Annotated in this window: 11 protein-coding genes and 2 pseudogenes; 7 read left to right on the top strand and 6 right to left on the bottom strand. The window is 72.3% G+C overall.

Annotation, left to right across the window (positions count from 1 at the left end; all coding sequences use genetic code 11):
- The 4 genes and pseudogenes from AB0D29_RS35025 to AB0D29_RS35010 all read left to right on the top strand — a co-directional run.
- Positions 1-128: pseudogene (locus AB0D29_RS35025) on the top strand (4-hydroxy-3-methylbut-2-en-1-yl diphosphate synthase); the annotation flags it as partial.
- Between the two features lie 33 nt (positions 129-161).
- Positions 162-2,159 carry a 1-deoxy-D-xylulose-5-phosphate synthase gene (dxs, locus tag AB0D29_RS35020; RefSeq protein WP_362859845.1) on the top strand — a complete coding sequence of 666 codons (1,998 nt, stop codon included), beginning with the start codon at positions 162-164 and terminating at the stop codon, positions 2,157-2,159.
- A 14-nt stretch (positions 2,160-2,173) separates the two neighbouring features.
- Positions 2,174-3,172, top strand: a complete 999-nt coding sequence (locus tag AB0D29_RS35015) for a 4-hydroxy-3-methylbut-2-enyl diphosphate reductase (protein WP_362859848.1) — start codon at positions 2,174-2,176, stop codon at positions 3,170-3,172.
- Positions 3,173-3,268: 96 nt separating this feature from the next.
- Positions 3,269-4,411, top strand: coding sequence for an alpha/beta hydrolase (locus AB0D29_RS35010; RefSeq protein ID WP_362859844.1), 1,143 nt, complete (start codon positions 3,269-3,271; stop codon positions 4,409-4,411).
- Positions 4,412-4,579: 168 nt separating this feature from the next.
- Here AB0D29_RS35010 and AB0D29_RS35005 read toward each other — a convergent pair whose 3' ends face one another.
- The 5 genes from AB0D29_RS35005 to AB0D29_RS34985 all read right to left on the bottom strand — a co-directional run bounded on the left by AB0D29_RS35005 (position 4,580) and on the right by AB0D29_RS34985 (position 9,597).
- The gene (locus tag AB0D29_RS35005; protein WP_362859842.1) at positions 4,580-5,440 is read right to left on the bottom strand and encodes a methyltransferase domain-containing protein; all 861 of its coding nucleotides are present in this window, start codon (positions 5,438-5,440) and stop codon (positions 4,580-4,582) included.
- Positions 5,437-6,438, bottom strand: a complete 1,002-nt coding sequence (locus AB0D29_RS35000) for an NAD-dependent epimerase/dehydratase family protein (RefSeq protein WP_362859841.1) — start codon at positions 6,436-6,438, stop codon at positions 5,437-5,439. The genes AB0D29_RS35005 and AB0D29_RS35000 overlap by 4 nt, the downstream gene beginning before the upstream one ends.
- 224 nt (positions 6,439-6,662) lie before the next feature.
- Positions 6,663-7,469, bottom strand: a complete 807-nt coding sequence (locus AB0D29_RS34995) for a class I SAM-dependent methyltransferase (protein ID WP_362859839.1) — start codon at positions 7,467-7,469, stop codon at positions 6,663-6,665.
- Positions 7,470-7,551: 82 nt separating this feature from the next.
- Positions 7,552-8,439 carry a methyltransferase domain-containing protein gene (locus AB0D29_RS34990; protein ID WP_362859837.1) on the bottom strand — a complete coding sequence of 296 codons (888 nt, stop codon included), beginning with the start codon at positions 8,437-8,439 and terminating at the stop codon, positions 7,552-7,554.
- A gap of 45 nt (positions 8,440-8,484) precedes the next feature.
- Positions 8,485-9,597 carry a cytochrome P450 gene (locus tag AB0D29_RS34985; RefSeq protein WP_362859836.1) on the bottom strand — a complete coding sequence of 371 codons (1,113 nt, stop codon included), beginning with the start codon at positions 9,595-9,597 and terminating at the stop codon, positions 8,485-8,487.
- Positions 9,598-9,818: 221 nt separating this feature from the next.
- Between AB0D29_RS34985 and AB0D29_RS34980 the strand changes: the two genes are divergently transcribed.
- From AB0D29_RS34980 to AB0D29_RS34970, 3 genes and pseudogenes are all read left to right on the top strand, one after another.
- Positions 9,819-10,409 (top strand): helix-turn-helix domain-containing protein, encoded by a 591-nt coding sequence (locus tag AB0D29_RS34980; protein ID WP_362859835.1) that lies wholly within the window; start codon positions 9,819-9,821, stop codon positions 10,407-10,409.
- A 537-nt stretch (positions 10,410-10,946) separates the two neighbouring features.
- Positions 10,947-11,552 (top strand): annotated as a pseudogene (locus AB0D29_RS34975) (cation:proton antiporter); the annotation flags it as partial.
- A complete protein-coding gene (locus tag AB0D29_RS34970) occupies positions 11,531-12,226 on the top strand; it encodes a cation:proton antiporter (RefSeq protein ID WP_362859833.1) in 696 nt (231 codons plus the stop codon). The pseudogene AB0D29_RS34975 and the gene AB0D29_RS34970, both read left to right, overlap by 22 nt.
- 104 nt (positions 12,227-12,330) lie before the next feature.
- Here the strand turns inward: AB0D29_RS34970 and AB0D29_RS34965 are convergent, their stop codons facing one another.
- Positions 12,331-12,543, bottom strand: coding sequence for a helix-turn-helix transcriptional regulator (locus AB0D29_RS34965; RefSeq protein WP_362859832.1), 213 nt, complete (start codon positions 12,541-12,543; stop codon positions 12,331-12,333).
- Between the last annotated feature and the right edge of the window lie 78 nt (positions 12,544-12,621).

Here is a 12,621-nt window from a genome sequence, read left to right as displayed (position 1 = left end):
GCGAGGTCATCAAGACCGTCCCCGAGTCGAAGATCGTGGAGACCCTCATCGAAGAGGCCATGAAGATCGCCGAACAGATGGAGAAGGACGGCGTCGAAACCGGCGCACCCGCCGTACTCGTTCCCTGACCCCCACCCGCCACGGCATACGAAGGGCGGAACATGTCACTACTCTCTTCCATTCGGGGACCGCGCGACCTCGATCGGCTCGGCCCGGCACAACTCACCGCGCTGGCCGCGGAGATCCGCGGCTTCCTGGTCGAGGAGGTCTCCAAGACCGGTGGCCACCTCGGGCCGAACCTCGGCGTCGTCGAGCTGACGATCGCCCTGCACCGGGTCTTCGACTCGCCGCGCGAGCGCATCCTCTTCGACACCGGCCATCAGAGCTACGTGCACAAGCTCCTCACCGGCCGGCAGGACTTCTCCGGGCTGCGCGCCAAGGGCGGCCTGTCCGGCTACCCGTCCCGCGCCGAGTCCGAACACGACGTGATCGAGAACTCCCACGCCTCAACCGCGCTCGGCTACGCCGACGGCCTGGCCAAGGCCAACCAGATCCTGGGCCACCGGGGCCGTCCCGTGGTCGCCGTCATCGGCGACGGCGCGCTCACCGGCGGCATGGCCTGGGAGGCGCTCAACAACATCGCCGACGCCAAGGACCGTCCACTGGTCATCGTCGTCAACGACAACGAGCGCTCATACTCCCCTACCATCGGCGGCCTCGCCAACCATCTCGCGACCCTGCGGACCTCCCAGGGGTACGAGCGCTTCCTGTCCTGGGGCAAGGACGCGCTGCAGCGCACCCCCGTGGTCGGCCGGCCGCTCTTCGGGACGCTGCACGGAGCCAAGAAGGGACTCAAGGACTTCATCGCCCCGCAGGGCATGTTCGAAGACCTCGGCCTCAAGTACATCGGCCCGATCGACGGCCACGACCTCGAGGCCATGGAGTCCGCGCTCGTCAGGGCTCGCGGATTCGGCGGCCCGGTGATCGTGCACTGCCTCACCGAGAAGGGCCGCGGCTACCACGCCGCCGAGAGCCACGAGGAGGACCGCTTCCACGCGGTCGGCGTGATCCACCCGGAGACCGGGCTGCCGGTCAAGACCGCGGGCAAGGACTGGACCTCGGTCTTCGGCGAGGAGATGGTCGCCCTCGGCCGCGAGCGCACGGACATCGTCGGCATCACCGCGGCCATGCTGCACCCGGTGGGCCTGGCGCCGTTCGCCGAGGTGTTCCCGGAGCGCACCTTCGACGTCGGTATCGCCGAGCAGCACGCCGCGGTGTCCGCCGCGGGGCTCGCCACCAACGGCCTGCACCCGGTCGTCGCGCTCTACGCGACCTTCCTGAACCGGGCCTTCGACCAGGTCCTGATGGATGTCGCCCTGCACCGGCTCGGCGTCACCTTCGTACTCGACCGCGCGGGCGTCACCGGCGCCGACGGCGCCTCGCACAACGGCATGTGGGACATGTCGATCCTGCAGGTCGTCCCCGGCCTGCGGCTCGCCGCCCCGCGCGACGCCGATCAACTCCGGGCCCAGCTGCGCGAGGCCGCGGGGGTCGGCGACGCGCCCACCGTGGTGCGCTATCCCAAGGGCGCGGTCGGTCCCGCGGTGCCGTCGCTGGGCAGGATCGGCGGCATGGACGTGCTGCGCGCCAAGGCGGGATCGGGCGGCGTGCCGCATCGAGCCGACGCGCTTGACGACGTACTGGGCGGCGCGCTGGTCGGTGTACGGGCCGACGCATCACCCGACGTACTGGCCGACGTACTGATCGTCTCGGTCGGTGCCATGGCCCCCGTCTGTCTGGAGGCCGCCGAGCTGCTGGCCGCCCAGGGCATCACCTCCACCGTGGTCGACCCGCGTTGGGTCATACCGGTGGACCCCGCCCTGCCGGGCCTCGCCGCGCGGCACCGGATCATCGTCACGGTGGAGGACAACGGCCGGGCCGGCGGCGTCGGTTCGGCGATCGCCCAGGCCCTGCGCGACGCCGATGTGGACCTGCCGCTGCGCGACTTCGGCATACCGCAGCAGTTCCTGGACCACGCGAGCCGGGAGCAGATCACGGCCGGGATCGGACTGACCGCCCCGAACATCGCCCGCCGGGCCGCGGCCCTCGTGAGGGCCGGCCGCCCGACCCTCGAACACAGCGGAGGAATAGCATCGTGACCACGAGCCAGCGTGTGCCGGATCCGGACCCCGCCCCCGTCCCCGCGGCGGCCCCGGCACCGCGACGCCGCGTCCTGCTCGCGTCCCCGCACGGCAGCTGCGCGGGCGTCGACCGTGCGGTCGCGACCGTCGAGCGGGCCCTGGAGATCCACGGCCGGCCCGTGTACGTCAGGAAGCAGATCGTCCACAACTCCTTCGTCGTGAAGGACCTGGAGGACAAGGGCGCGGTGTTCGTCGAGGAGACGGACGAGGTGCCCGAGGGCGCCGTGGTGATCTTCTCGGCGCACGGGGTGGCCCCCGCGGTGCGCGGCGAGGCCGCGTCCCGCAACCTCCGCGCCATCGACGCGACCTGCCCGCTGGTGGCGAAGGTGCACCACGAGGCCAGGCGGTTCGCCGACGACGGCTACGACATCCTGCTCATCGGGCACGAGGGCCACGAGGAGGTGGTCGGCACCCTCGGTGAGGCCCCCGGCCGCATGCAGCTGGTCGACGGGGCGGACGACGTGGCCCGGGTGGAGGTGCGAGATCCGGCGAAGGTGGCCTGGCTCTCCCAGACCACCCTGTCGGTGGACGAGACGAGGGCGACGGCGGAGTTGCTGAGCCGGCGGTTCCCGCAGATCGTCGCACCGCCGAGCGGCGACATCTGCTACGCGACGCAGAACCGGCAGCAGGCCGTCCGTGCCATCGCCGGCGACAGCGATCTCGTCCTGGTCGTCGGCTCCCCAAACTCCTCGAACTCGATCCGCCTGGTCGAGACCGCCCTCGCCGCGGGCGCCCCCGCGGCCCGGCTCGTCGACGGTTTCCGCGACATCGACCCCGCCTGGCTCGCCGGGGTGTCGACGGTCGGCCTGACCAGCGGCGCCTCGGCACCGGAGGTGTTGATCACCCAGGTGCTCGACTGGCTGGCGGAGCAGGGGTACCTCGAGACGGTGAGGGTCAGCCCGGTCGAGGAGAACGTGACCTTCGCCCTGCCCGCGGAGGTGCGTGGGGAACGCGGTACGTCGACCGCGTGAGCACTGCCCCGGCCGCTCTCCGCGCCCCCGCGAACACTCGCACAGGCCTTCGAAAATCAAGGCGGGCGGGCGGGGCTCGCGTTGTAGCGTGAGGCCATGTCGCAACGATTAATTCGCCTTGTTGCCACGCTGGTTGCCCTCTTCGGCGTCCTGGTGACCGTGGCAACACCGTCCTCCGCCGCCGCCCCCCGCCCGCCCGTCGTGCGGACGGCCGCCAGTGGTCCCGAGCTTCCCGCGCCGACGGGCAGGTACCTGGTCGGCGCCAGGACTCTGCATCTGAAGGACACCTCACGGCCCGACCCGTGGAAGCCCGGCACGGCCTTCCGCGAGCTGATGACCACCGTCTGGTATCCCGCGCTCGTCCCCTCGGACCGCGAGACCCCCTTCATGTCCGCGCCGTTGTCCACCGCGGCGTTCGGCACGGCCGAACTCAGCACCGTACGCACCCACTCCACCACCGACGCGATCGCCCTCCCCGGCCGCAGGCCGCTGGTCGTCCTGTCCCCCGGCTTCGGGATGAGCCGCGCCTCCCTGACCGGGCTGGCCGAAGACCTCGCCTCCCGGGGGTACGTGGTCGCCGCGCTGGACCACACGTACGAGGCGGTCGTGGAGTTCCCCGGGGGCCGTCTGGAGCCCTGCCTGAACTGCACCGGCCAGGGTGGTCCCGATGTGGTCCGCAGCCGCGTGAAGGACATCCGCTTCCTGCTCGACCAGCTGACCAGTCCCTCCTCCGGACTGCCCGTCGACTGTTCACGCATCGCCGTCGTCGGCCACGCCATCGGCGGTACCAGTGCCGTCGAGGTCCTGGGCGAGGACGCGCGTGTCGACGCCGCCGCCAATCTGGACGGCACCTTCTTCACACCTCCGCCCGCACGGCCGGTGACGCGGCCGGTCCTGCTGATGGGTGCCCAGTGGCCCACGGCCAACGGGACCCCCGCCGCCAACTGGGTCGACCGCTGGTCCGCCCTCGGCGGATGGAAGCGGTGGCTGAGCGTACCCACCGCCGGCCACATGTCCTTCAGCGACGCCCACTGGCTCTACGAGCACATCGACCTGACGGGAACGATCCCGCCCGTCCTGGCACCGGCCCTGTTCGGGACCGTCGGTGGCGAGCGCGCCACGGCGATCACCCGGAGCTACGTCGGTTCCTTCCTCGACCTCCAGCTGCGCGGGGTCCCGAGCCCGCTGCTCGACCGCCCCTCACCGGCGCATCCCGAGGTCTCGTTCGTCCGCCCGTGACGGACGCGGCGGCTTCGACCGTGCCGTCGGCGCCGCCGTGGCCGTAAGTCGTAGCCGTAGCCGTAGCCGTAGCCGTAGCAACGAACCGGCCCGCATCCGCCCCCGTAGGGGACCGGTGCGGGCCGGTTCGGCTCGTTGCGACGGCCGGTTCCGGCCGGGTGGACGGCTCTACGGACGGCCGCCGGGGCGCTCGGCGACGACGATGCCGTAGCCGAATCCGGCCGCCTCCAGCCGCAGGACGATGCCGTCGAACTGGTCGACGACCTGGGCACCGAAGCGCCGGGTGAGCGGGGCGCGGTCGGCCACCAGCTTCTGCCGCATGGAGGCCATCGTCCGGGCCACCGTACGGTCGCTCACGTCGGTGATCTCCACGGGGACCAGACCTGCCTCTTCGAGCAGCGACGGGTAGTCCCGCAGTGCCATCAGTTTGTCGGCCAGGACGGCGTACTGCGGTGCCGCCGCGTCGCGTTGGACGCCGTCCCCGGACACCGTACGGTCCAGGAAGTCGGTGAGGGCGAGGCGGCCGCCGGGTCTGAGGACGGATGCCGCCTGCCGGAGCACGGCGAGCCGGTCCGGCATCGCCATGATCGACTCGAACAGCCAGACCGCGTCGAACGACTCCGCTGCGAAGCCGAGGTCCACGGCGTCCTCGCACCGAAAGCTCACCAGGTCGGCCGCTCCGCTCGCTTCGGCGTGCTGCGTGGCCAGACGTGCCTGCACCGGGCTGTTGGTGATGCCGACGACCGAGGCGCCCGTCGACCGTGCGAGCTGGACGGCAGGCGCGCCCGTGCCGCAGCCGATGTCGAGGACCCTGGTCCCAGGGCCGGCCTTGATCCGTTCCGCCATGAGATCGGTGAGGCGGCGGGACGCCTCGGCCATCGTCGCCCGGTCGGACGGGGAGTCCCAGTAGCCCATGTGGAGGCTGCCGCCCGACAGTTCGGCGAGGAACTCGCTCGTGTCGTTGTAGAAACCGTCCTCCGCCTCCTGCTGCGAGAGGTGTTCCGCCGGGGCGCCGGACCCGCGCGTCATCGCCCCTCACCGCCGATGCCGTCGAGCACGCGCTGCTCGACGGCGGGCTCCAGCCCGCGGGTGCCCCCCGCCTGCCACGGCGGCTCGCCCTCCCGCTCCAGCCAGGACCATGAATCGGCCAGGGTGTCCCGGAGCGGTCGGGTGGTGTCGAGTCCCGCGCCGTGGGCGGCGGAGACGTCGACGTCGTTGATGCCTCCCCGCATCGCGGCGGGCAGCCACAGGGGGATGTCGAGATAGGGGCGGATCCCGGCGGCCAGGAGTTGCTCGTCGGGGACCCAGACCGGTTCCGCGTCGGAGCCCGTCACCTCGCGCATCGTCTCCAGGAGATCGCCCATCGTGTGGCGGCCCCGGGCGCACACGGTGTTGAACGCACCTCCGGTACCGCGCTCGACGGCGTCCAGCATCCAGGGGGCGTGGTCGCGGACGTCGATGTACTGGAACGGGTCGGACGGCCGGCCGGGGGCCAGCACCCGCCCGCCGCGTCGTATGCGGCGAAGCCACCAGGTCAGCGAGCCGACGTCCTCGTACGGGCCCAGCATCGGCCCGGGACGGGTGATCAGCGCGCGCTCGCCGAAGGTCCGCTGGACGGCGAGTTCGCAGCCGCGCTTGGCCACCGGGTAGAAGGCGTCGGCCTCGTCGTCCGGATCGCCCTCGACGGTCGCGGCGCTCTCGTCGGCGCCGGCCGGAGCCGGCGGCCGGTACACCGCCCAGCTGGATACGTAGCCGTAGTGCCCGACCCGATCGGCCAGCAGTGCGCAGGTGTCGCTCAGCACGCGGGGGGAGCCGGTCCAGGTGTCGATCGCCCCGTCCCACTTCTGGTCGCCGATCGCCCGGCGCAGGGCCGTTGGATCGGTCCGGTCCGCGACCAGGGGCTCGACGCCGTCGGCGGCGGGGCGGCTGCCGCGGTTGAGGGTGGTGACGTCGTCACCGCGCTCCAGTGCCGCGTCGACGATGCTGCGTCCCACGAAGTGGGTTCCGCCCAGCACCAGAAGTCTCATGACGTCCTTTCGGAGGAAGGTGATCCGGGCCGGGCCCGCGGTGGCACGGGCCCGCGGACGCCCGGCCGGCGGCCCGGGTGTCGCGACGCCGGGGGTGTCGGGCCGTCTCACGGCCCGACCACCGCGGGACCCTGGCCGCCGGCCGGTGCCCCTCCCGCAGCGGACGGACCGTGCGGGTGGATCAGGGCCCGGTTCCTGGGGCGCCGTGTGTCAGGCGCCGTGGGTCAGGAGCCGGTGCGCACCGCGGAGATGGCCACCGTGGCGTAGTTCATCGTGAAGCTGCCGCCCATCGCGTCGATGGCGGCACCGGCTCCGTCGAGCACCTCGGCCATCTTGTCCGGGGGAAGCCGGGTGAAGGCGCCCAGCGTGGGCATCTGGTCCAGCCAGGCGTCCCGGGTGTAGGTCCACTCCCAGTCGAAGCGCCACTGCTCCGGCTCCCCGAAGCCGCCGGCCTCGCGGATCCCGTCGGAGGTCTTCGCGAAGAAGGCCTGGTAGCCGTCCATGGCGCCGGTCAGCATCGCCCGGAAGTCGAACGGCGCGTCGGGCATCACCCGCTGGCAGACCTCGGCGATCGCGTCCGCCACCTCGGCCGGGAAGTGGAAGACGTTCCAGAAGGCCGCCAGGCGGCCGCCGGGGCGCAGGATCTGCGCGGTCTTGGCCGCGCCCGCGACCGGATCGACCCAGTGCCAGGCCTGTGCGGCCACCACCGCGTCGTATTGCCGGCCGGCCGGATCCCAGTCCTCGAACGTCGCCACGTCCACCGCGAGGCCGAACTGGCGGGCCAGTTCGGCGAGTCGCGGATCGGGCTCGACGCCGGACACCTGGCAGTCGATCGCCTGGAACTGCCGGGCGGCGATGCCGGTGCCGGTGCCGACGTCGAGGACGTCCTTGCCGGAACTGCCGGCGACGATCCGCTCCACCATGGTCTCGGGATACCGGGGCCGGGCCCGGTCGTAGCGTTCGGCGTCCGCGCCGAAGGACTCCGCGACCTGTCGCTGCTGATGTACTTCACCGTGAGGATTAGTGGGCATGCGCCCACTTTAAATGGGCGGGCGCCCACTCGTCAACTCCGCCCACGGAAAGCCCGCTTCGGGGCTCCGCGCGCCGGTCCGGCTACGCGGGAGCCTGCGCGACCACGACGCCGTAGCCGAAGCCCGCCCGCTCCAGGAGGGGCAGGACCGTCTCGTACTGCCGCACGACCTGGCCGCCGTACTTCCGCACGAGCTCCTCGTGGTCGTCGGTGAGCTTCCTGCGGAGGCAGTCGAGCGTCCGGGCCACCGTGTGCTCGGTGACGTCGGTCCCCTCGACCGGCACCAGCCCGGCCCGCTCGAGCAGGGACGCGTACTCCTCCAGGCGGATCGGCTTGGCCACCAGCGGGGAGTGCCCGTGCTCGCGCGAGTGCTCGGCCAGGTCACCCACGGCCTGGCGCATCGGGTCCGGCGCCGGGTCCAGGTCCAGGAGGTCCGTCAGCGCGACCCGTCCGCCGGGCTTGAGCACCCGCGCGACCTGGCGCAGCGCGCCGAGCCGGTCCGGCAGGTGGAAGATCGACTCGATCATCAGGACCGCGTCGAACGACTGCTCCTCGTAGTCGAGGACGGTGGCGTCCGCGCACCGGAACGCCACCTGGTCACCCAGTCCGGCCTCCTGCGCGTTGCGGACGGCGGCTTCGATCTGTACGGCGCTGTTGGTGATGCCGACGACCTGCGCGCCCGTCGTCTGCGCGAGCCGGACGGCCGGCGCACCGGAGCCGCAGCCCAGGTCGAGGACCCGGTCCCCCGGCTTGACCGCCATCTTGCCCACCAGCAGATCGGTGAGCTGCCGGGACGCCTCGGCCATCGACGCGGGGTCGGACGAGGAGGTCCAGTACCCCTCGTGCAGGCTCCCGCCGAACAATTCGGTCAGCAGGCCGCTGAGATCGTTGTAGAAGCCGGCCACCTCCTTCGACGGCGGGGCCTCCGCTCCCGCCTCCTGCGCGCCGACTGCCGTGATCTGATCACTCACTGAGCTCATCTCCTGTCGAATGGGGGCGAGGGACGTGCGGCGGAGTCACCAGGTGACGGGGAGTTCCCGCATTCCGCTGATGAGCCGCCCCTCGGCGTTGGCGAGTTCACCGGCGGGTACGGCCAGCCGCAGTCCGGGGAACGCGGCGAGCACGGCGCGCAGCGCCACCTCCAGCTCCATCCGCGCCAGTTGGGCGCCCAGGCAGCGGTGCGCGCCGTGGCCGAAGGTGAGGTGTCCGCCGGCACCCTCGCGGGCGACGTCGAACCGCTCGGGCTCGGGGAACGCCTCCGGGTCGAAATTGGCACCCGGCAGGCTGGCGAAGACCACGCTCTGCGCGGGGATGACGACGCCGCCGAGCTCCACCTCACAGGTGGTGGCCCGTACCTGACCGGCGTTCTCGCGGGCGCTCAGCGGCGCGTACCGCAGCACTTCCTCCACGGCACCGGGTACCAGGGAGGGATCGGCGCGCAACGCCGCCAGCTGGTCCGGGTGGTCGAGCAGGGCCGCCAGCCCCTTGCCGAGCTCCGTCGCGGTGGACTCGTTGCCGGCCATGAGCAGGCCGCAGCCGAGGTGGACGAGCTCCGTCTCGCTCAGCCGGTCGCCCTCGTCGCGGGCCGTGATCAGCTCCTGGAGCAGGCTGTCGTCGGGGGCCAGGCGCTTGGCCGCCACCAGGTCGGCCATGTACGAGACGACCGCCTCGAGGGCCTGCAGGGACTCTCCGGGCGGGTAGGCGGTGGTGGCCATGACGCGATCGGCCCAGCCGCTGAACAGTTCCCGGTCCTGTTGCGGAACACCGAGGTTCTCGAAGATCACGGTGAGTGGCAGGGGGCGGCACAACCCGGCGACCAGGTCGGCGGTGGGCCCGGCGGCGGCGAGACGCGCGACGAGCTCGTCGGCGATCTGCTCGATGCGCGGCCGGAGGGCGCGGATCCGGCGGGCGCTGAACGCCCCCGCCACCAGGCGGCGCATCCGGGCGTGTTCGGGTCCGTCCAGGTCGTTGATCCCGGGTTTCGCCAGGACCGCCGACGGAACGACCACCGCGCCGATCCGGCGCGCCTCGGCCCGGCTGAACCGCGCGTCGGAGAGCACGGTGCGGACTTCGTCCATTCCGGTGACGAGCCAGCCCTTCTGGCCGGACTCGGTGGTGACTTCCCGCACCGGCGCCTGCCGCCATGCCGCGAGGACCGGCGCGGGTACCGTATAGGCGTCACGCCCTGCCACTGCCGCCGTTTGCGGGCACCCCGAGGGCATGCCTGTAGACGCATTCAAGGGTATAGTGGGCATGCGCCCACCGTAGTGGGCAGATGCCCACTCGTCAACGCCTGGGCTCGTTACGCATGAAACGCACGAGGTCCGCGAGAAAGGCGAGGGAGGCCCGAATGCCGACAGGGGTAGCGATCCGCGACGTGTCCCAGCAGCTGTTCGACGCAGCCGAGCGAGTCCTGCTCCAGCACGGGCCGAACGCGCTGACCAGCCGGGCGGTCACCGCCGAGGCCGGCTGCGCCAAGGGCGTCCTGCACCGGCACTTCGCCGACTTCGACGCCTTCCTCGCCGAGCTCGTCCTGGACCGCATCGGCCGGATCCAGGCCCAGGCCGCCGCCATGTCGGCCTCGGTCGGCACGGGGACGGTCGTGGACAACCTCACCACGGCGCTGACGGACCTCTTCGAGTCGGTCGCCGTGGCGATCGTCGGCCTCGTCACCGCCCGGGACGAACTGCGCGCCCGGCTGCACCAGGCGGGCTCCATGGGCGTCCCGGTCCTGGCCGAGGCCACCGCGATGTTCGCCGCGTACCTCGCCGCCGAGCGCGAGCAGGGCCGCCTCGTGAGCGACGCCGACGTCGACACGCTCGCCCTCACCCTGATCGGATCCGGCCACCTGCTGTTCGCCGGCCGCGGGGGTGTCGCGCCCGACGTCGCCGACGTCCGTAAGGTCGTGAGCTCGGTCGTCGCCGGCGCCGCTCGACCGTAGCGACGCCCCGGGACCCCGGACCGGGGTCTGCGGACCCGCCTCCGACCCGGCCCGAACCCTTCGGCGGGACGAGCGCGTCCCGACGGCCTCGTTGACGCGTGGGCGGTCGCCCACTATCGTGCGGGCATCTTCATCTCCGCGCTGACGCAAGCGAGTTGCGCCGTCGCCGGCGTCCATGACGCCGGGCCGGGTGCCGCTCGCAGGGACGGACCGCAGCACGGGATCAGGAGCTCCGGCGCCACGGCCCGGAGCCCGGTGCCGCGGCTCTGCGCCCGATCGGCGCTCCCCGTACCGAAACGCCCTCCGGGATCCGGCCGAACGTGCCGGTGCGGCACCGGCCTTGACGCCTCCACCGCCGAGTACGCCCGACCCTCCGCGCAGCCCGGAAGAACGGCGCGCCGGAGTCCCGCGGCCCCCGCCGCCCGCTCGGGCACGGCCGGCGGGACGTCCGCCGGCAGCCGTCACACCCGTGCCGTGGCAGACGAGTTGCCGGCCCGCCACGCACCGGCTCCCACCCGTCCGACAGAAACGGGTCACATGAAAGCCCAGCACATCACGGAACTGCTCATCGGGCTCGCGACGGTCGTGCTGCTCGCCCGCCTGCTGGGCGCGCTGGCCCGGCGCCTCGACCAACCGGCGGTGATCGGCGAGGTCCTGGCCGGCATCCTGCTGGGGCCGACGCTGGCCGGCGACGTGATCTCCGACCACCTCTTCCCGACGGACATCCGGCCGCAGCTCACCGCCCTGGCCACGGTCGGGGTCGCCGTCTTCATGTTCACCGTGGGCCTGGACTGGGACCTCGACCGCGCCCGGCGCTCCGGTACTCTCGCGGTCACCGTGTCCCTGAGCTCCGTCCTCCTTCCCTTCGGCCTGGGCAGCGCTCTGGGCCTGTACCTCCTGCGGGATCACCACAGCCCGAACGACGTGGCGTTCGTCCTCTTCATGGGCATCGCGATGTCGATCACGGCGTTCCCGGTACTCGCCCGGATCCTCACCGAACGGGGCCTGGACCGTACGGCCCTGGGCGCCCTCGCGCTCGCCTGCGCCTCCATCGACGACGTCCTGGCCTGGTCGGTGCTCGCCGGTGTGACCGCCGTCAGCGGTGCGGCCGGTGTCGGCCAGTGGCGGCTCCTGCTCATGGTCCCCTACCTCCTGGGCATGCTGTTCGTCGTACGGCCACTGCTGCGGCGCCTGTCGGCGCGCGGCACCGGCACCGGCACCGGCACCGGCAGCTCACCCCGACCGGGTTCGCGTGCGTCCTCGCCGGGCTGCTGCTCTCCGCGGCCGCGACGGAGTGGGCCGGCCTGCACTTCATCTTCGGCGCGTTCCTCTTCGGCGCCCTCATCCCGCGCGAGCAGTCCGCGTCCCTGCGCGCGCAGATCCACGACCGGCTCGGGCAGCTGAGCCAGACCCTGCTGCTGCCGGTCTTCTTCCTCACCGCCGGCCTGGCGGTCGACCTGTCCGGGATCGGCCTGGGCGGCCTCGCCGACCTGGCGCTGATCCTCCTGGTCGCCGTGGGCGGGAAGTTCGTCGGCGCGTTCCTCGCCGCACGCGGCCACGGGGTACCGGCCCGGCAGTCCGCGGCGCTGGCCACGTTGATGAACACCCGCGGACTGACCGAACTCGTCGCGCTGAGCGTGGGGCTGAGTCTGGGCATCATCGACCGGGACCTGTACTCGCTGATGGTGGTCATGGCGGTGGTGACCACGGCGATGGCCGGGCCCCTGCTGCGGTGGTTCCTTCCCCGGCGCCGCCCCGAGGCCGAGGACGACTGGGAGCCGGTCGCCCGGGACACGCCCGCCGCCGTCCGCCGCTGACTCCCGGTGGACCGCACCGGCGGACGGGTAAGGACGGTGGCCCGGCTGATGCTCAACCGGGCCACCGCCCCTTGCGTCGTGCAGGCGCCTTCGGGAACGGACCGTCAGAACTGGACGATCCCGGAGGCGACCGCCCACCCGATCAGCCGGGACTTGGTGCGTGCCCCGACCCGCACCCGGGCGTCACGCAGGTGCTCGTCCACCGTGTTCTTCGAAATGCCCAGTCGACGGGCGGTTTCCTTCGCGGTCAGGCCCAGAACGGCGAGCCGGACCACCTCGGTCTGCCTGGGGGTGAGTAGTTGCGATGTTCCTAACACGTCACTCAACACCTCGCTTTAGCCTGCGCATGAACGCATATGAGATCGAGCTGTCCGTCGGATCCGTCGCGAAAAGGC

This window comes from Streptomyces sp. NPDC048424 (assembly GCF_040651555.1).
In the GTDB taxonomy this organism is placed as follows: Bacteria; Actinomycetota; Actinomycetes; order Streptomycetales; family Streptomycetaceae; genus Streptomyces.
The sequence above is the reverse complement of the archived record's forward strand: the minus strand, read 5'-3'. Positions and strand labels throughout refer to the sequence as shown.